This is a genomic window from Rhodophyticola sp. SM2404 (assembly GCF_053570515.1).
On sequence record NZ_JBSEDL010000003.1, the window covers coordinates 162395 to 180233 of the forward strand.

Consider the following 17839-nt stretch of genomic DNA (forward strand, 5'->3'; position numbering starts at 1 on the left):
GCCTGTCCGATATCCGGATCAGGACATGATTTCTCCGCAGTCGTAGATCGGCTGCGTTGTCAGGAAACCGGGCTCACCGGGTTCTGCGAATTCTGCGGGGCTGTTATCGTACTCAAAGGTTTCGCCCGACGGCAAAGTTACCGTCTCGATCCCTCCGAAAAACAAACGCCATTCCCTGCTGACAAATTGATTGCCCGAGGTTTGCCGCGCGCCCTCGCCGGTGCCGTATTCATAGGCGAAACTGGTGACTTCCAGTTCATGTCCGTCGATCACGACTCTGTCCCCAGTCAGGGCATCGAAGCCCGTGTAGTCGCGCTGTTGAACCGCTCCGTCCTGTTCACGGATCAGGGAAAACACCATCGAATCCGCGCCCGTCTCAAGCAGCTCCGTCATGCTGGCCGGATCTTCTTCGGGTTCGATCAGCTCGCTTTGGCCGCCCGAGCGCAGATCCCAGCTTCGCAACCAGCGAAACTCGCTATCTGTATAGGACAGATAAAAGGGGCCATCGCCATCAGCCATCAAGCGCCAGTGATGGCCTTCTGGGTCTGCCTCGCAAATCCAGTTATGCGACACGGTGCAGCCACGGTTTTGCGTGGTCAGATAGGCGGTGCAACCGGCGGGTGGCGTAAAGGTCGAGGCCGAGTTTTGCGCCTGAACTTGCATGACCGAGGCCGCAAGACCAAGCACTGCGGAAAACCCCGCAGCGATTGATGTCTTGCAAATTGCCAAGTTCCAGTCAGCCATTTCGACCTTTTCCAAATCAGGTAGCGGGGCATCCCCCGCGGGAGAGTTGCTTATTCAGCAGCGACGCTTGCAGTGGTGAACACTTTTTCAAGGATCGCATCCGCCGCTTCACGACCATCGCGGATCGCCCAAACCACAAGGCTTGCGCCACGCACGATGTCACCAACAGCAAATACATTCTCGAGCGCGGTTTCATGCGTGCGGAAATTCGCCTTGATCGTGCCCCAGCGGGTCACTTCCAATTCAGGTGTATTCCACAGGCTTGGCAGCGCTTCTGGCTCAAAGCCCAAGGCCATCACTACGATATCCGCTTCTTCGACGTAATCCGCACCCTCGATAATCTCGGGGCTTTGGCGGCCTGTCGCGTCAGGCTGTCCAAGGCGCATTTTCTGCACCATCACGCCATCAACCTTATCACCGGTGAAGCCTTTGGGCGCAGTCAGCCAGACAAATTCAACGCCTTCTTCTTCGGCATTGGCCACTTCACGCTGCGAGCCGGGCATATTCGCGCGGTCACGACGATACAGGCATTTGACGCTGGACGCGCCCTGACGGATCGCGGTGCGAACGCAATCCATGGCCGTATCACCGCCACCGATCACGACAATCTTCTTGCCCTCGGCATTCAACTCACCGCTGTCGAATTCTGGCACATCATCGCCAAAGCTCTTGCGGTTCGAGGCAGTCAAATAATCCAGCGCGCGGATCACACCCTGCGCCCCAACGCCGGGCGCTTGCAGATCGCGGGATTTATAGACGCCCGTGGCGATCACGATAAAATCATGCTTGGCGCGGATATCTTCGAAACTGATATCGTCGCCGATATTGCAGTTCAAAACGAATTTCACGCCGCCATCTTCAAGCAGCTTGTTGCGGCGCATCACGACAGGCTTTTCCAGCTTGAAGCCGGGGATACCATAGGTGAGCAACCCGCCCGCACGATCATAGCGGTCATAGATCGTCACCTGCAGACCCGCGCGGCGCAAACGATCAGCAGCGGCGAGACCACCGGGGCCAGCGCCGATGATCCCGACCGATTCTTCACGCTCCACCGATGGGGCGATTGGCATGACCCAACCTTCATCCCACGCGGTATCGGTGATGTATTTCTCAACCGAGCCGATGGTGACGGTACCATGGCCCGATTGCTCGATCACGCAATTGCCTTCGCACAGACGGTCTTGCGGGCAAATGCGGCCACAAATCTCGGGGAAAGTGTTGGTCGCTTGGCTGATCTCATAGGCTTCCTGCAAGCGGCCTTCCGCTGTCAGTTTCAGCCAATCGGGGATGTTATTGTGCAGCGGGCAATGGCTCTGACAGTAAGGCACACCGCATTGGCTGCAGCGTCCGGCCTGTTCGGCCGCTTTCTCACGCGCATATTCCCCGTAAATCTCACCAAAATCCTGCTTACGCGCTTCGGCTGCGCGCTTCTCAGGTGTATCTTTGGCTACCGACACGAATTTCAACATGGGTTGCTTGGCCACGGAACTTCTCCCAAAATCTTCGAGCTGGTCTTATATCGGGCTGAAATACAATAAAAGACATAATTGCTGACCTATTAAAGAGTTTTATTGCGTTGTGGAACAAAAAGTCACGCCTGAATGCCAAAAATAGGTCAATAGGACTGCACTAAAATAAGAATCGCGTCTAAAAAACAACAAGTTACAAAAGCGAAAAACTGGGGTAGTTAACGAAGCTATGAGCATATTCCACCTTTTCCTTGTCGCCCTTATTCAGGGCCTGACCGAATTCCTGCCGATCTCCTCCTCTGGGCATCTCATTCTTTTGCCGAATCTGACGGGGATGGAGGATCAAGGGCAGGTCATTGATGTCGCCGTGCATATCGGCACGCTCGGCGCGGTTGTCCTGTATTTCTGGAAAGATGTGCGCGAAGCGTTTTTCGGCTCTTTCAGGCTGATCCAAGGCAAGGTCGATACCCGCGGTGCGTTTTTGGCCCTGTGCCTTTTGATCGCGACCGTGCCTGTGGTGATTGTGGGCCTCGTCCTCAAACTGACAGGGTTTGAGGATATGTTGCGCTCCATGGCTGTGATCGGCTGGACGATGCTGATCTTCGGGATCGTGCTGTATTGGGCGGATCGCGTTGGCGCGCAGACGCGCGAAGCCGAAAGCTGGACGCTGAAACATGCCCTGATCATGGGGCTATGGCAGGCAATCGCACTTATCCCCGGAACCTCGCGCTCGGGCATCACCATTACGGCAGGTCGTTTTCTGGGCTATTCGCGTGAAAGCGCCGCCCGCTTGGCGATGTTAATGTCGATCCCGACGATCATCGCATCAGGTGTGCTGTTGGGGGCAGAAGTGATCTCAACCGCCGATGCGGCGGTCGCGCGCGATGGTGCTATCGCAGCGGCCTTGGCGTTTGTGGCAGCATTGGCCGCACTTGTCTTCATGATGCGCCTGCTCAAAACCATCAGCTTCACCCCCTATGTCATTTACAGGGTGATCCTCGGTTTGATCCTATTGGGCATCGCCTATAGCTAGCCGCGCAGGTTACGCGCGCTTTCCTTAATGTCGGAATATTGCCCGCCCGAGCGATAGGGCCAGAGATATTCATCCAGCACCGCCTCGGCACCTGTCGGTGTAATGCCAAGATCCGCAAAGCCGCGCATTTCAGGGCCAACCACATTGTCATTGGCAAGCTGCACTGCCTGATCGCGGGTCAAAAGACCGTTCCTGATCAGGCCAAGGCTGAGCGTTTGAACCAGATCAAGCGATGTTCCCATAAGACGCGCCACAAAGAAGGGCACATTCAGGATAAGGCGGCGGCGGCGTATCACCTCCAGCATCATCTGCATCATAGCGCGGAAGCTGAGCACCTCGGGACCGCCCAATTCATAAACACCGCCCTCGGACGTGCCCAGAACACCTTTGACGGCGGCTTGGGCCACATCATCCACATAGACAGGTTGGAATTTCGTATCAGCCCCCACAACAGGCAGGATCGGGCCCATCCGTGTCATGCCTGCAAAGCGGTTGAAGAACTGATCTTCAGGGCCAAACACGATCGAAGGGCGCAAAATCATCGCATCGGGGAAGGCCTCAAGCACAGCCGCTTCGCCAAGCGCCTTGCTGCGCGCGTAACCGCTATTGCTACCCTCATCGGCCCCGATTGCCGAGATATGCACCAAACGGGTCGCGCCTTCTTCCGCCGCGATCCGCGCGATACTGCCTGCACCTTCGGCCTGCACCGCATCAAAGCGATTCTTTCCAGTTTCCGCCAGAATGCCTACGCAATTCACAACCGCATCCGAGCCCAAGAGCGCCGCACGCACCGAGGCATCATCACGGATATTTGCAAAAACAGGTTCGACCTGACCGACGACACCGTACGGGCGCACAAAGAGCGCTTCATTCGGACGGCGGACGGCAACGCGAACGCGCCATCCTTCTTTCGCCATACGGCGGGCCACATAGCGGCCAACAAATCCTGATCCGCCAAAGATCGTTACAAGTTTCGACATGGGGCAAGGTCCTTCGGTCGTAAGTTGGGGGAGTGATACGCCCGTGACGCCCATGGAACAAGGCGCAATTCGTCCCAAAAGCCCGCCTTTTTGCACCACCCAAGGGTTGAGGGGCCATAGGCTTGGGCCTGACATACATTCGGGCCAATCAGATGCGACCCGTACAGGCAGCTTTCGCGCCGATCAGCGCAGCCCGATCAGCGCATCCCTGCCAAAACGAATGAATTTGGCGCAACCTTACAAAACGGGCAAAGGTCCAGTTGACAGGGGGCGGAGGCCGCTATATCAGCCGCTTCCACGACACCTGCCCAGGTGGCGGAATTGGTAGACGCGCTAGCTTCAGGTGCTAGTGTCTGTATGGACGTGGAGGTTCGAGTCCTCTCCTGGGCACCACTCTTCTCGACCGAATTGAAAGAGAGGCTGTTGTGACAATCCATTTCTATAAAAACGACCTGCCAGATGGTCTGGACCTTGGGCCCAGTGTGGCGATTGATTGCGAGACGATGGGTCTTAACCCGCATCGCGACCGCCTTTGCCTCGTGCAGATGTCCTCGGGCGATGGCAACGCGCATGTGGTGCAGATTGCCAAAGGCCAGTCCGAGGCTCCAAACCTTGTGAAGATGCTCACCGATCCTTCGGTGTTGAAGCTTTTCCATTTCGGCCGCTTTGACATCGCTGTTCTCGATCACACCTTTGGCGCGCTCACCGCGCCTGTGTATTGCACCAAGATTGCCTCGAAAATGGTGCGCACATTTACCGATCGGCACGGGTTAAAGAACCTTTGTCAGGAATTGGTGGATGTCGATATTTCCAAGCAGCAGCAAAGCTCGGATTGGGGCGCGGATAACCTCAACGACGCCCAGAAAACCTATGCCGCGTCCGATGTCCTCTATCTGCACCGCATCAAGGAAGAGCTGGATCGCAGGCTTGCCCGCGAGGGACGCACCGAATTGGCGCAGGCCTGTTTCGATTTCCTGCCAACCCGCGCACGCCTTGATATCGCGGGATGGCCCGAAATCGATATCTTCTCGCATTAAAGCCAGATGCCGGGGTCGAACCGATATTCCCAAGTTGTGTCTTATGTGAAGATCGTGCTTCCGATCATCGCAATCGGTATTTTGTCGACCTTGTTCCTGCTGTCCCGCACGCCTGACCCTGAAAGGGCAATTCCTTTTGCCAATGTCGATCTGGAAGAACTGGCGCGGGAACAAAGGCTAGGCAGCCCGCGCTATGCTGGCACCACAAATGCAGGCCGCGAAGTGGTGGTTGTGGCGGAAACAGCCGTACCCGTGGATGGGCAATTGGACCTGATTTCCGTAGACAGCCTCGATGCAAGGGTCGAGTTGGATGATACACGTTTCGTGGATATCACATCGCTTCAAGGGGTCATCAACCTTGAGACAAATATCGCCGATTTATCGACAGATGTCGAAGTGGCCGACTCCACGGGATATACCCTCGATACAGAAAATCTCTTGGTTAATTTCAGAGAGTTTGCCATGTCTTCCCCTACAGATGTGGTGGTGGAAGGACCCGGATTTCATCTGGAAGCAGGCTCGATGGACCTTTCGGGCGCCGAAGGGGCGCAGGTTCTGATTTTCAACGGCGGTGTGAAAGTGCTATACCAGCTGGATAACTAAGGACCACCATGCGTATTTTATCCGCGACTATCGCTTTATCCCTGTTTCTCGCCAATGCGGCCCTCGCCCAAATCCAAGTCGGTTTCGGGGGAACAGAGCATAATTCCAGTGATCCTATTGAAATCACCTCCGACAGTCTTGCCGTTAATCAGGAAGATGGCACTGCAACCTTCATCGGCAATGTGATTGCCGTGCAGGGCGATCTGCGGATGGCGGCGGCAGAAATTCTGGTGGTTTATAATCTCGATGACCAAGGCAACACGCAGGATGTGCGTGAAGTGATCGGCAGCGGCAGCGTGTTGATCACCCGCGGAACCGAGGCCGCCGAAGGTGACCGCGCCGTTTATGAAGTGGCCGAAGACCTGCTGACCATGACAGGCGAAGTGCTGGTGACGCAAGGAACAGGGGCCGTCTCGGGCGAGCGCTTGGTGGTGAATATGCTCACAGGTGTTGGTGCCGTCGATGGCGGGCGCGTGCGCACAGTTTTGCAGCCACAGGATGCATCGGAGTGAGTGGAGCGCAAACATCGCGTCCCGAGTTGACGGTAGCGGAAGGCCAACAAGGCCTGCATGTCACCAATTTGCGCAAGAGCTATCGTAAACGGCCTGTCATTCGCGATGTCACGATGACGCTCAATCGTGGTGAAGTGGTCGCCCTTCTGGGGCCGAATGGCTCGGGCAAAACCACAAGCTTTTATTCGATCGCGGGTTTGATCAATGCCGATGGTGGCAGCGTTGTGCTTGATGGCAGGGATGTGACCTTGCTGCCGATGTATCGCAGAGCGAAAGCTGGCATCGGCTATCTCCCGCAGGAAATGTCGATTTTCCGTGGCCTTTCCGTGGAGGATAATATCCTCGCGATTCTCGAGATCACCGAGAAGGACCGCACCAAACGCATGGACCGTCTGGAGGAGCTTCTCTCGGAATTTTCCATCGGCCATTTACGGCGTGCCGCAGCGCTTTCGCTGTCGGGCGGCGAACGTCGCCGCGTCGAGATTGCGCGCTGCTTGGCCTCTAACCCGCGCTATGTGCTGCTGGACGAACCTTTCGCAGGCGTTGACCCGATTGCTGTTGGTGATATCCGCGCGCTGGTCTCCGATCTGAAAAAGCGCGGGCTTGGCGTATTGATCACCGATCACAATGTCCGCGAGACGCTTCAGATCGTGGACCGCGCCTATATCCTGCATGATGGCAAGATCCTGATGAGCGGCACGGCCGATGAAGTGGTGGAAGATGAAAACGTCCGCCGCGTCTATCTGGGCAAGAGTTTCCGCATGGGTTAACGGGTTTGTGCCGTTACGCGTTTTGGCCAGACAATCGTCTTTGCGTTGACAGACTCACCAATTTCATCGCCAAATGCTTGGGATGATCGACGTTGACCATCCCACAGCCCTCTCTCCTCACGGTCGCCAAAAGCGCCCGATTGGATGCAGTCAGGCGGATGATAGCCAAACATCATTATTTCCCAATCACAGCCTGACGCGTGTTTTGCGCTCGGGTTTTTATTTTTTGGAGGACACATGCGTTACCAGATCAGTGGCAGGCAAATCGATATCGGCGAAGCGCTTCAAATCCACGTAAAGGAGAGCCTCGATATTGCGGTTTCAAAATACGCAGGGCGCCCGACAGACGCCAATGTGGTTTTTTCCAAAAGCGGGCATGAATTTGTGTGCGAAGCGACCATCCATCTCTCGACGGGTCTCACCGCTTCGGCCAAAGCAAATGACAATGAAATCTATGCTGCGTTCGACAAATGCAGCGCCAAAATGGAGAAGCAATTGCGCCGCTATAAGCGGAGATTGAAGGACCACCACAAGGAGCGGCAGCAGCCAGTTGAACTTTTCGCGGCTTCCTCGTATATCCTCGCGGGAACAAACGAAGACGACGATCAGGACGACACTGGCTCAATGCAGCCCATCATCGTAGCCGAGATGGAAACCAAAATTCCGTCTCTCTCGGTGGGCGAGGCCGTTCTCCAAATGGAGATCAGCGGTGCACCTCTTCTTATCTTCCGGAACGAAAAGCATAATGCGGTGAATGTGGTCTACCGCCGAGATGATGGAAATTTCGGCTGGGTTGATCCCAAGTAGAATGAATGCGCCTGATTTGGCGTGAGTTAGAGGGTAATATGGAACTGGTTAATCTGCTTGAGCCAAAAGCCGTAAGGGTCATGGCGGATATTTCGAGCAAGAAGCGCTTGATGCAGTCCATTTCAGAAATCGCGGAAGGCCTGATTGGCCTTCCTGCCCCTCAAATCCTCGACGCCTTGCAGGAACGTGAAAGCCTCGGGCCAACTGGGGTCGGGCATGGCGTGGCTTTGCCACATGCACGCCTTCCCACACTGACCCGCGTAACTGGCGCGTTTCTGAAACTGGAAAAGCCGATCAATTTCGATTCGGCAGATCGCCAACCAGTCGATCTGGTCTTCGCCTTGTTTGCGCCAGTGGAAACAGGTGTTGAGCATCTCAAGGCCTTGGCGCTGGTATCGCGCACCTTGCGGGATCAGGCCCTTTGCGAAAAACTGCGGGCCAATTCCGATGCGGCGACCCTGCACACGCTTTTGACAAACACCGAAGCCGTCCAAGCGGCTTGAGCGGTTACTTCGCCTTCCAGCGAGAATACCCGAAATTCATGTAATCCCGCCGATAGGCCTCCATTGCGAGGTCTTCAATCTCTTTGTCATGGATATCGGCAAGCGGAATTGTGCTACTTGGCGCGGGGCCATCAAAGGACGCATCAGTATGGCCTTGCGCCATCGCAAGGGCGGGCAAAGCGAAAGGGGCTTCTTCCTCGCGGATCACGAGATCAGGGAATTTAACCTGTGACATTCCCTGCAAAATCGCTGTTTGAGACGCCCAAGCCTGTTCGACATCCAGACCTGTTTGCCCCGCCAGATTGCCTTTCAGGAAGGTCAGAAAAACCGTGAAGGCGGCTTTTTGCTCGGCAGCCGTGAAATCAGGGCCTGGGCCTTTCTCAGGAATGGGCAGGCCATATTTGTTGCGCAGCACACGGCGCGTATTGGCATAGGCTGGCTTGCCCTGCGGCAGGATATATTGATTGAACACGTCATAGGCGCGCACAAGCGGGTGCCGAATGACGGTAAAGCTCCGATACCCCGAATGGGACCGCATCCATTGACGAAGATCCTTTTGGTTCATCTTCGTTCTGAGTTGATCCTTGGACACGCTATCCACCGCAGCCAGCCAACCCGTCACCGCATCGGCCATGCTTCCTTTGATCGGCATATAGAGAAGCCCCGTTTTCGGCGCGGCGACATAACCCGGAACAGCGGCTTGGCGCGTGGGTTCGAAATTCGGCGTGCGCGTCAGATCAAATGTATCGATCTTGCCCAAATCCGCGACCATCTCATCATAGTTGGAAACCTTCTTTTCCAAGCTTTGCGGGTTTTGCTTTTTCAACTTGCCCGATGTGGCGGAAAGCTTGTGCTTTGACCCCAGAAAGCTGGCCAGACCATTAATGATATCAACATCATTGATGTCTTCATAACGGATGTAAAAAGCGCTCTGACCTGTGGTTTGGAGCCCACGCTGCACCTTCAACTGGAAGGCTTGCAGCTTGGCGACCATCTCCTCGAATTCATCGATCTTGAATTCGATCTCGGCGCTTTTCTGATGCTTCATATCAGTCAGGCGCCATTGCCCCGTTTCGCCCGCGATCTTGCGCGATACATAACTATCCAGCGGGTTTCGGGTGAGGATGATCTTGGCGACCTTCGGGTCTGGCAAAATACGCTCAAGAACGCGCGGGTCGTGATCGTGGAAGAACCTCAAACCGGGCAATCCGTCTGTATTGGCCAGCATCCCGTCGAACACTTTCAACGGGTCCTTTTCGCGGCCATCCATATCAATGCCGAACATCTCAAAGGTTTTGTGATGCCCCATAAAGCTGGGGTTATAGACCTCACCATAGGAATGAACATCTTCCAGCTCATTCAGGGTGGCTTCCAGATAATTGGACCCAGTCCGCATCTCGGCGAACATCACAAAAGCCTCAAAGCGATTGGACATAAATTTACCTTACCAAATAAGGGCGGCTGGCCTCGGAAATAGACTTAGGTTCCGCATTGTTGACGGGAAAATCACCCATGACGAATGGCTTCATGCCTTGGTTTTTCAAATTCTGGAGAAACTGCCCAAACCCATCAAGATTGGCCATTTTGGGCGCTTCGGTCAGCCGCATCGCGGCAGGTCCATCAATCGCATCCAGAATGGATTGCAGGTTCTCCATCGGCTCTTCAATAAATTCTGCCAAGGTCCAAATCCTGACCTCAGAGCGGTTTTGCACATGGCGCAGCAGGTTGAGGAATGCCACTTCCTTTTGCTGAAGGATCGCGGCTTCCTTGCGGATTTCATCAAAATTCTTGTTGGACGAAAAAAGAGGGATCGCCCAGGCGCCCGTGATCACCGAGATCTGCGCATTGGTGTCCGCCGCCATAAACTTCGTGATCTTCTGGTTGTCACGGGGGCTGAACTGAAAGCATTGCCGCTCACCTCGGGTGTTCCAGATCAGGCTGCATAGAAACGCGGGCGCGTTGTAGTCGCGCAGCAAAGGTGCGCTGCTCAAGCCACCTGCATAGACATCGGAATTTCCCGCAAAACGCGCTTTGACAGGGTCAAAGAGATTGCCATGAACACGGTTCCCCAAACGGCGCGACAGCCAAGGTTCGAAATCCTCGAACAGGTCATTAAAGCCTTGGAATACCGAATAGGGTGCACAGGTCTTGCCATTCTCCCAATCCCAATTGGGAAAGCGGCTTTGCATGTAAAGGCCCGCGCGGCCACGGGTGCGCCGCTCCAAGGCTTTGGCAAAGACACGGTCAATCTTGCTTGGCGCGGGCTCAGCCATTTGCGAGCCTGTATGCTCGGGGCTCAGGAAAGTATCAAAAAGCTTATTGGCATTAGGCCAGATTTTCCGCGCCACAAAACAATCCGAGCGTTTCAAAAGATGCAGGTGGTCATCATAGAAAACATGCGGTTTGCCCTGAAAGTCGAACTTCGACAGGGTCAGGGACCTGCTCTCGATATTGCGGGAATATTTGCGCGCCAAGGTCTGGAAATAACTTTCATCAGGAATCCAGGACAGCTTGAAATAGGCATCATGCACGCGGCGTTTCGGGTCGTGCAAAATGGCCGATAGGGTTTGGCGCGTCAGGCACCACCACTGGCTTCCCAAATGCGGGTGAACCCCGTCAGGGATCTTGCGTTTAAAGCCAATATTGCGTTGCAACTCGACATATCTGTCAAAAAGATAGCGGTTCTTTTTCCACGAGAACGGGAAACGGAACATAAAGCGTTCCTGATTGAGGCCGCCAACCGTCCATTCAACATCCTCGGTGGTCACGCTTTCGATGAAATCCGTTTTCGGACGCACCGCAAGATAGTCACGCAGCTCGTTCACAGGCCGCAGCGGAAGACAGGAGCCACTGGCCAGAAATACATGCCGAACGCTTGGAAACTCGGCCAGCATCATTTCGGAGGCGGTTTGCGATGCCGCAACCAAGGACCATGTCCCCCATTCGCAACGATGCCGCTTGGAGAACATCACATTCGACAAATCCGAAAGCTCGCGCTTGAATTCATTGAATTTCTGACGCGACACACGGCGATCCACATGGATGACCACGGGGCAGTCATTTTCAGCCCAGTTGCGCGCCACCTGTGACGCACGCCCCAAGGCGGTGTGACAAAGCATGATAAACCCGACGCTCATGCCCAGTTTCCTTTGGACATAAGCCCCAGAATTTCCAGCTGGCGCCAATTAATATACCGCTCGGACCATTTGGTCCAAAGATCAGGATGCTCGGCAAGACGCTCGTGATAGGCAAGGTATTCATGGCTATTTGCGTAATGCTGGCGGCGTTTGAGTTCTTCGCTGGCCTTATCACCAAAGGTGTCGATGAATTTGGCATGCATCAAAACACCAGACGTCTTCTCGCCACCCCATTCGTCATAAACGAGGTTCAAACCGCGCGGCAAAAGCATGTGGGTTGAGCTGGCAAAGGTGTAGGATTTGCTCCATTTCACCAAGGGGATTTTATTCAGCGCAGGCGCCCGTTTGGGGTTTTCGGTAAAGAAAGACCGCGCACGCGGGCCACCTTGAATCCACAGATTCCCGTAATCCCAATTTCGTTGGATCGTGTAATTTCCTGAATCGAACCAGCAGGCGATATTGAACGGGTTTTCGCCATCCTGATATGTCTGCGCGTCGATCGGCCCTTTGGGATACATATCAAGCAGCATTGCACCAAAAGACTTGACCGATGACGCATCCAGCCAATCCGTCAAAGCAGGGATCGGGCGCGTGTCATAGAAGGGGTAGACGAGGAATTCGTCAGGGTCGACCACAAGGCACCAATGCCCGTCGGCATAGTGGCGCAGAAGGTAATTCTGTCAATCAATCCCGAAACGAGATCGCTTATAGCTGGCATCCGTAGACCAAACCGAGCAATCGGGTTGTTGGGCCAACATCTCCCGCGTGCCGTCATTGCTTTGGTTATCAACAAAGAAAAAATGCGAGACGCCGCGTTCACGATAATATTCAAGGAAGTATTTCAGGCGGACTTTCTCATTGCGCAGGGTCACGAAACACAGCACATCCGTTTTCCGGATTTTGGACGTGCGATCAGCCACGCAAACCAACTGCCTGCCCTTACGTTGGGCACGCAGCAGATATTTCTTGCGTTTAAGGCGCAGTTTATAGCGACCAAGCGCCGACATTCATTGCCTTTCTAAGCGTCCCGCATAATGCCGCTGAGAGCGACATCCAGCTTCTCAAAATGATCATCCCAAGTCGGAAAATTCATATTCGATTCCACCGGTGCAAAAACAGTACCAGAACATAGTTGTGTAATCGTTTGCGCCCAAGAATACGTGTCCGTTACATCAAGGTAAACGGCTCTGTCACCGATGGTTTCTTTTAGCACTGGCAAATCAGCGCATAAGGGCAACACTCCGTCTTCCAGCGCCTCCAGCGGGGGGTAGCCAAACCCTTCGGCAAGGCTTGGAAAAAGCAAGGCGCGCGCATCCGCGATAAGAGCCCGCGCCTGACCGTCAGGCAGGGCTCCATGCTCGAATATCACCTTCCCTTTGAGGGGGTGATGATCAAGGCGATCAAAAACATCTTCATTCTTCCAGCCACGGCGGCCAATGATGTGCAAATACGGCAGGTCATCCGCATTCATCTCTTGCGCCAGCATATCCCAAATATCCAAGAGCAGCGCGTGGTTCTTACGTGGCTCAAGCGTTCCGAGAACGACGAAATAAGGTCTGTCCATAGGCGCATTTGGCGGCACTTCGCCCTCGGCAGGTCGGTCCACCATACCGAGATGGGCCACTGCGACGGGAATATCCAAATCAACAAAATAGTCTCTAATATGCTGTTTCGTGTCGTTTGAATTGGCAATGAGCAGATCAGCATGGCTGCGCAGATTGGTAAGCATACGTTCAAACCGCGCAACGGATCCGTCGGCAACCAAACTCGGATGCTGGATCGGAATAAGATCATGGATCATCGCGGCAATACCTGCGCCCGCTTGGGCCATGGCCGCCAAGCTGTTTTGGGAAAGATTACTCTGCCCGACATTCAGATATATAGTTTTGGGCGGCAGGCATTTGCGCAGAAGTCGCGGCAAAAACTGCGGCAATGTACTGCCGATTTTCAAAGGCCTCAGGCTGCCTTCGGTGCGGTGCCGCTCATTTCCGACCTTTCCGAACAGACGTGAGGCCAGATCAGCCTGACCAAGCGGTTCAACCCCATCGATCAGACGCGCAAGCTTTTCGCCCCCCTTGCGATCAAAAAGCAGATAGCCCCGTGTGGTCCGGCAGAAAAAATAAGGGTCCTCAACACGGGACAAAACCCAAGTCAGATAAGCCCGTTCAACACGGTCCACACCACTCAAAGCGCCAAGACCCACGCGGCTTACAAGCCGCGTGATGTCCAGACAAATTGGGGAATGGGACACTTCGGGAAAACCCTGACGACCTATTGGGCCGCGTTCTGCATCGCTGTGATTTCGTTCAGATACATTCCAAACTCATCACGCAGATCGGGGCGCGACAGGCCGAAAGCAACCGTAGCCTGCAAAAAACCCGCCTTGGAGCCACAATCAAACCGCTGGCCATGGAAACGGAAGCCATAGACATTGTCAGAGACTTCAATCTCACGCGCAATCGCATCCGTCAGCTGGATCTCACCGCCCGTGCCTGATTTGATCTTGTTCAGATTGCTCATGATATTTGGCGTCAGGATATAACGGCCAATAACCGCGAGGTTGGAAGGTGCCGTGCCTTCAGCAGGTTTTTCAACCATTCCACGCACCGACACGACCGAGCCCATATCTTCCTTGATATCCAAAACACCATAGGCAGAGGCCTTTTCAGGCGGCACTTCCATCGCAGCAACCATATTGCCACCTGTTTCGGCATGCGCTTCGACCATTTGCTGCAAGCAAGGCGTCTCGGCTGCGATAACGTCATCGGGCAAGATTACGGCGAAAGGTTCATTGCCCAAAAGCCGCCTTGCACACCAAACAGCATGCCCAAGCCCAAGCGCACGATGCTGGCGCAGATAGGCAATTGCGCCGCTTTCCATATTGGTGGTTTTGAGCGTCTCAAGCATCTCGGTCTTGCCCTTTTTGCGGAGGGCAGATTCCAATTCTGGAGAATGGTCAAAATAGTCCTCAAGCGCGCTCTTGCCGCGCGAGGTCACAAAAATGAATTCCTTGATGCCAGCGGCGCGTGCCTCGTCGATCGCATATTGGATCAGCGGCCTATCAACCAAAGTCATAATTTCCTTCGGGATAGACTTCGTTGCAGGTAAAAATCTCGTCCCCAGACCCGCAACGGGAAAGATCGCCTTGCTAACTTTTCTCTTCATTCTTGAACCGCCATGAGTGCTGTTTATCGGTCCACTTGCAGAGCCCCAAACACCACATGCAGACAGTTTATTATTCTTGCATCCATTAATACCTTCAAACCACAAAAGTTAACAGCAATTTGGACTGCGATTTTGTGAATATCTCATAAATTCGGCCTGAATTTTCTTATCCGCTCGATTTCGGCCTTCACCCGAGACCGAAAGCTCCAACACTGAACTCTGCGCTTTTGACGGTCAGATCGGCCGAATTGACCCCCTCTTTGTTCCCAATATCCAAGGGTTTCAAAGGTCAGATGATGCGCCAGGGGTGTCAATTGAAGCAAGATAACAGTTGGGCGGAGGCCTTGCGCAGCCATTTCTGCCGCTTTCTTACGCAATTCATGCCTGTGCCGCCATCGACCCGACAAAACTCGGGTCTCACCCACCACTTCCCCCTCTTCCCGAAAGGGGCGGAAAGCCTCCGGCTCAGCAAAGCCTGGATACTGCGCCGGATCACGAGATTTTCCATCATCGATTCCCGCCTCCAGATCATCCATGAGTTGGCCATGGCGCGACCCTGATAATTGACCCGCCTTTTCAAAGCGCGACAGGCGCGCTTCCTGTTCCTTTTTGAACTCAGACAGCCTCGGCTCCATCTCGGCTGAGGGCGCGTGTTTCCGCAAGAACACGGCCAGACTTGCCCCAATCTCGAACAAGGTTTTCGGAACACGGTTTTCTTGGCGCCGCGCGCTTTGTGCAAAGCCGTGATGCACGACAATATTAGTGTCAAACATGCAATTTAGAGACTGTTTTTGAAGGCGGATCGCCAGATCAGTCTCATCAAGATAAAAGCGCAGCGCCTCATCGAAACCGCCTAAATCACATAGCAGATTTCGGCGGATCGCGAGGTTTGTTCCATGAAGTTTCAGATAGGGGCCTTTGGCGCGCTCCGCGCCTCGGTAATCTCGCCCGAGATGATCAAAGCTCATCTCACCCCATTGCTCGGAAATTCCATTTCGTCCAAGCACTCTGCCCGTAACCGCGGCGACCTGCGTATCCGCAAAACGGGCAAGCAAGCGATCAGCCCAGTTTTGCTCGGGCACGGCATCATCGTCGATAAAGGCAACAACTTCCCCACCTGCAAGAGCGATCCCTTGGTTGCGGGCTTTTGAGATGTTGGGCTCACTCTGCTTTGCGGTCTTGATGCGCCCCGCAAAAGGCAGGGTTTTAATCGCGTCCAGACCAGCGCTATCCGCGACAACAACAATTTCGAACTGGGGCAAATCCTGCTGAGAAAGACCCACCAGACAACGACACAAAAGATCCGGCCGACCATGGCTTGCAACCACAACACTCAGCCGGAGAAGATCGCTCATGGTTGGTTCATGTCTTTCAGCATGGCCTCAATGCGTGGAACATCTTCTGGATTGTTCAATTCCCAGAACTTCCGGCCTTTTGCCTCCACCTCGACGCAAAGCACCTTATGGCCATTTTCCAGAAAACGAAGCTGCTCCAACCCTTCAAGCTGTTCAAGTGGCCCATGGCTCCAAGAAGGATACCCCGCCAGCGCATCAGGCCTGTAAGCATAGACCCCGACATGGTGGAAAACGGGCGTATCCGCATCATCAGGGTAGTCTTGGGACGTAAAGGGCACGACTTCCTTGGAGAAATAGAGCGCGTGATGATCACCATCAAAGACAGCCGTTGTCCCACCAACGCGGCCAGCGGCGCGATCAGCCTTCAGGGCTGACAATGTCTCGCCATCACAGCGCAACACAGGTGTAGCCAAACCAGCCTGAGGCGCATTGCGCAAACCCGCGATCAGATCTTCCAGAAACCAAGCGGGCGTCAGCGGCGCGTCGCCCTGCAAATTCACGATCATCTCGACATCACCGACAAGGCCCAGCGCCTCAGCACAACGTTCCGTGCCATTCTCGCAATCAGGCGAGGTCATCAGAACATCTGCGCCAAAAGCCTCTGCTGCCTCGCGGATACGATCATCATCGGTGGCGACATAAACAGCATCCACACCCGACACACCCTTTGCGGCATGCCAGCTTCTCTCTATCAGGCTTTGGGAAACACCTGTGGCACCGCGCAACATGGCCAGCGGTTTTCCAGGATAGCGCGTTGAGGCGTATCGCGCGGGGATAATGCAAACAACACTCATGGGGTCTTCAACTCCACACCCTCGGCATGGGCAATAAAGAAGGAATTCTCGAAGCCGGCTTTGCCATAGGTGAAGGTCGAATGATCATCGAAACGCACCATTTTCCCGCCCGCACCGCGCAAGACCGCATCCCCCGCTGCCGTATCCCATTCCATCGTGCGCCCCAGACGGGGATAGAGATCAGCCTCACCTGTGGCGACAAGGCAGAATTTAAGAGAGGAGCCAGCGCTGGTCATATCAGCCACCGCATATTTCGAGATGTAATCATCTGTTGCCTGATCACGATGGGATTTGGACGCCACGACCATCAAGTTCGAATTATCAGGGCTGCGCACAGATATTGGCTTTGTCGGCCCCTTGGTGACGGGATCAAACTCACCCGTTTCTTCAAGGCTTGCGCCCGTTGCATCTGTGTAAAACAAGCGGTCCTTAGCAGGGGCATAGACCACGCCACGCACCGGCACACCATCAAGGACAAGTGCGATATTCACAGTGAACTCGCCACGCCGTTTGATGAATTCCTTGGTGCCGTCCAAAGGGTCTACAATGATGAAGTCACGTGCTGTCTGGTCATGGCTCTCGGCTTGTTCTTCGGTCACAAGCGCGATCTGTGGGAAAGCAGAGCGCAAACCAGCCGAGATCAACGCATCGGCGGCCTCATCAGCAGCCGTCACGGGGCTGTCATCGGATTTTACTTTGACCTCAAAATCATCTGCTTCATAGATATCCATAATCTTTCTGCCTGCCTCAATCGCGAGTTGGCGAAAAACTTGCTCTATCCTCTCATAATCCACTTAATCTGCCCCTTCGTGGTCTTGATTGATCGTTTACGTAAATGCCGTTATCCTTTTCTAAAGCGAAAACAGCAAGAAATCCCTTCGTAATAACTGGGATCGGTTTGGCAGCGCTTCTCTTTACGGGTCAGGATCA

General features: G+C 54.4%; 17 protein-coding genes, 1 tRNA gene and 1 pseudogene. 8 read left to right on the forward strand and 11 right to left on the reverse strand.

The features are described 5' to 3' along the window. Positions 1-18: 18 nt before the first annotated feature. Positions 19-744 carry a hypothetical protein gene (locus tag ACTYEO_RS06015; RefSeq protein ID WP_449322812.1) on the reverse strand — a complete coding sequence of 242 codons (726 nt, stop codon included), beginning with the start codon at positions 742-744 and terminating at the stop codon, positions 19-21. Positions 745-794: 50 nt separating this feature from the next. Beyond that, complete coding sequence (locus ACTYEO_RS06020; protein ID WP_449322813.1) at positions 795-2228, reverse strand: NAD(P)-dependent oxidoreductase; 1434 nt, start codon at positions 2226-2228, stop codon at positions 795-797. A gap of 214 nt (positions 2229-2442) precedes the next feature. On the opposite strand from ACTYEO_RS06020, the gene ACTYEO_RS06025 reads away from it, so the two are divergent. After that, on the forward strand, positions 2443-3246 hold the full coding sequence (locus ACTYEO_RS06025; RefSeq protein ID WP_449322814.1) for an undecaprenyl-diphosphate phosphatase: 804 nt from the start codon (positions 2443-2445) through the stop codon (positions 3244-3246). On the opposite strand, the gene ACTYEO_RS06030 is transcribed toward ACTYEO_RS06025, so the two are convergent. Then, on the reverse strand, positions 3243-4226 hold the full coding sequence (locus tag ACTYEO_RS06030) for a complex I NDUFA9 subunit family protein (RefSeq protein WP_449322815.1): 984 nt from the start codon (positions 4224-4226) through the stop codon (positions 3243-3245). The genes ACTYEO_RS06025 and ACTYEO_RS06030 overlap by 4 nt on opposite strands. A 306-nt stretch (positions 4227-4532) precedes the next feature. On the opposite strand from ACTYEO_RS06030, the gene ACTYEO_RS06035 reads away from it, so the two are divergent. The 7 genes from ACTYEO_RS06035 (at position 4533) to ACTYEO_RS06065 (ending at position 8458) form a co-directional block, all read left to right on the forward strand. Next, a tRNA-Leu gene (locus ACTYEO_RS06035) sits at positions 4533-4619 on the forward strand. A 32-nt stretch (positions 4620-4651) separates the two neighbouring features. Then, positions 4652-5263, forward strand: a complete 612-nt coding sequence (locus tag ACTYEO_RS06040) for a ribonuclease D (RefSeq protein ID WP_449322816.1) — start codon at positions 4652-4654, stop codon at positions 5261-5263. A 6-nt stretch (positions 5264-5269) separates the two neighbouring features. Continuing rightward, complete coding sequence (lptC, locus tag ACTYEO_RS06045) at positions 5270-5866, forward strand: LPS export ABC transporter periplasmic protein LptC (protein ID WP_449322817.1); 597 nt, start codon at positions 5270-5272, stop codon at positions 5864-5866. A gap of 8 nt (positions 5867-5874) precedes the next feature. Then, a complete protein-coding gene (locus ACTYEO_RS06050) occupies positions 5875-6378 on the forward strand; it encodes an LptA/OstA family protein (protein WP_449322818.1) in 504 nt (167 codons plus the stop codon). Next, positions 6375-7148, forward strand: a complete 774-nt coding sequence (gene lptB, locus ACTYEO_RS06055) for an LPS export ABC transporter ATP-binding protein (protein ID WP_449322819.1) — start codon at positions 6375-6377, stop codon at positions 7146-7148. Before ACTYEO_RS06050 ends, lptB begins: the two co-directional genes overlap by 4 nt. 237 nt (positions 7149-7385) lie before the next feature. Then, a complete protein-coding gene (gene hpf / locus ACTYEO_RS06060; RefSeq protein ID WP_449322820.1) occupies positions 7386-7955 on the forward strand; it encodes a ribosome hibernation-promoting factor, HPF/YfiA family in 570 nt (189 codons plus the stop codon). A 38-nt stretch (positions 7956-7993) separates the two neighbouring features. After that, positions 7994-8458 (forward strand): PTS sugar transporter subunit IIA, encoded by a 465-nt coding sequence (locus tag ACTYEO_RS06065; protein WP_449323004.1) that lies wholly within the window; start codon positions 7994-7996, stop codon positions 8456-8458. 4 nt (positions 8459-8462) lie between these two features. Here ACTYEO_RS06065 and ACTYEO_RS06070 read toward each other — a convergent pair whose 3' ends face one another. From ACTYEO_RS06070 to cysQ, 8 genes and pseudogenes are all read right to left on the reverse strand, one after another. Then, positions 8463-9893 (reverse strand): nodulation protein NodH, encoded by a 1431-nt coding sequence (locus ACTYEO_RS06070; protein ID WP_449322821.1) that lies wholly within the window; start codon positions 9891-9893, stop codon positions 8463-8465. 4 nt (positions 9894-9897) lie between these two features. Further along, positions 9898-11595: a DUF5927 domain-containing protein gene (locus tag ACTYEO_RS06075; protein ID WP_449322822.1), complete on the reverse strand. Its 1698-nt coding sequence runs from the start codon at positions 11593-11595 to the stop codon at positions 9898-9900. Continuing rightward, positions 11592-12602 (reverse strand): annotated as a pseudogene (locus ACTYEO_RS06080) (glycosyltransferase family 2 protein). Before ACTYEO_RS06080 ends, ACTYEO_RS06075 begins: the two are co-directional and overlap by 4 nt. 11 nt (positions 12603-12613) lie before the next feature. After that, on the reverse strand, positions 12614-13846 hold the full coding sequence (locus tag ACTYEO_RS06085; RefSeq protein ID WP_449322823.1) for a glycosyltransferase family 4 protein: 1233 nt from the start codon (positions 13844-13846) through the stop codon (positions 12614-12616). A gap of 20 nt (positions 13847-13866) precedes the next feature. Beyond that, entirely contained in the window at positions 13867-14760 is an 894-nt protein-coding gene (gene galU / locus ACTYEO_RS06090) for a UTP--glucose-1-phosphate uridylyltransferase GalU (RefSeq protein WP_449322824.1), read from the reverse strand. A gap of 143 nt (positions 14761-14903) precedes the next feature. Beyond that, entirely contained in the window at positions 14904-16115 is a 1212-nt protein-coding gene (locus ACTYEO_RS06095) for a glycosyltransferase family 2 protein (RefSeq protein ID WP_449322825.1), read from the reverse strand. Continuing rightward, the gene (locus ACTYEO_RS06100) at positions 16112-16909 is read right to left on the reverse strand and encodes a 3-deoxy-manno-octulosonate cytidylyltransferase (RefSeq protein WP_449322826.1); all 798 of its coding nucleotides are present in this window, start codon (positions 16907-16909) and stop codon (positions 16112-16114) included. The genes ACTYEO_RS06095 and ACTYEO_RS06100 overlap by 4 nt, the downstream gene beginning before the upstream one ends. Then, a complete protein-coding gene (cysQ, locus tag ACTYEO_RS06105; protein WP_449322827.1) occupies positions 16906-17703 on the reverse strand; it encodes a 3'(2'),5'-bisphosphate nucleotidase CysQ in 798 nt (265 codons plus the stop codon). The genes ACTYEO_RS06100 and cysQ overlap by 4 nt, the downstream gene beginning before the upstream one ends. Positions 17704-17839 lie beyond the last annotated feature (136 nt).

What these genes read in the sequence shown, in the direction of transcription:
- ACTYEO_RS06095 (WP_449322825.1), bottom strand. Translation starts at nt 16,115, where the DNA reads ATGAGCGATCTTCTCCGGCTGAGTGTTGTGGTTGCAAGCCATGGTCGG.
- ACTYEO_RS06100 (WP_449322826.1), bottom strand. Translation starts at nt 16,909, where the DNA reads ATGAGTGTTGTTTGCATTATCCCCGCGCGATACGCCTCAACGCGCTAT.
- ACTYEO_RS06050 (WP_449322818.1), top strand. Translation starts at nt 5,875, where the DNA reads ATGCGTATTTTATCCGCGACTATCGCTTTATCCCTGTTTCTCGCCAAT.
- lptC (WP_449322817.1), top strand. Translation starts at nt 5,270, where the DNA reads ATGCCGGGGTCGAACCGATATTCCCAAGTTGTGTCTTATGTGAAGATC.
- galU (WP_449322824.1), bottom strand. Translation starts at nt 14,760, where the DNA reads ATGAAGAGAAAAGTTAGCAAGGCGATCTTTCCCGTTGCGGGTCTGGGG.
- ACTYEO_RS06025 (WP_449322814.1), top strand. Translation starts at nt 2,443, where the DNA reads ATGAGCATATTCCACCTTTTCCTTGTCGCCCTTATTCAGGGCCTGACC.
- ACTYEO_RS06075 (WP_449322822.1), bottom strand. Translation starts at nt 11,595, where the DNA reads ATGAGCGTCGGGTTTATCATGCTTTGTCACACCGCCTTGGGGCGTGCG.
- ACTYEO_RS06030 (WP_449322815.1), bottom strand. Translation starts at nt 4,226, where the DNA reads ATGTCGAAACTTGTAACGATCTTTGGCGGATCAGGATTTGTTGGCCGC.
- ACTYEO_RS06070 (WP_449322821.1), bottom strand. Translation starts at nt 9,893, where the DNA reads ATGTCCAATCGCTTTGAGGCTTTTGTGATGTTCGCCGAGATGCGGACT.
- hpf (WP_449322820.1), top strand. Translation starts at nt 7,386, where the DNA reads ATGCGTTACCAGATCAGTGGCAGGCAAATCGATATCGGCGAAGCGCTT.
- ACTYEO_RS06065 (WP_449323004.1), top strand. Translation starts at nt 7,994, where the DNA reads ATGGAACTGGTTAATCTGCTTGAGCCAAAAGCCGTAAGGGTCATGGCG.
- ACTYEO_RS06015 (WP_449322812.1), bottom strand. Translation starts at nt 744, where the DNA reads ATGGCTGACTGGAACTTGGCAATTTGCAAGACATCAATCGCTGCGGGG.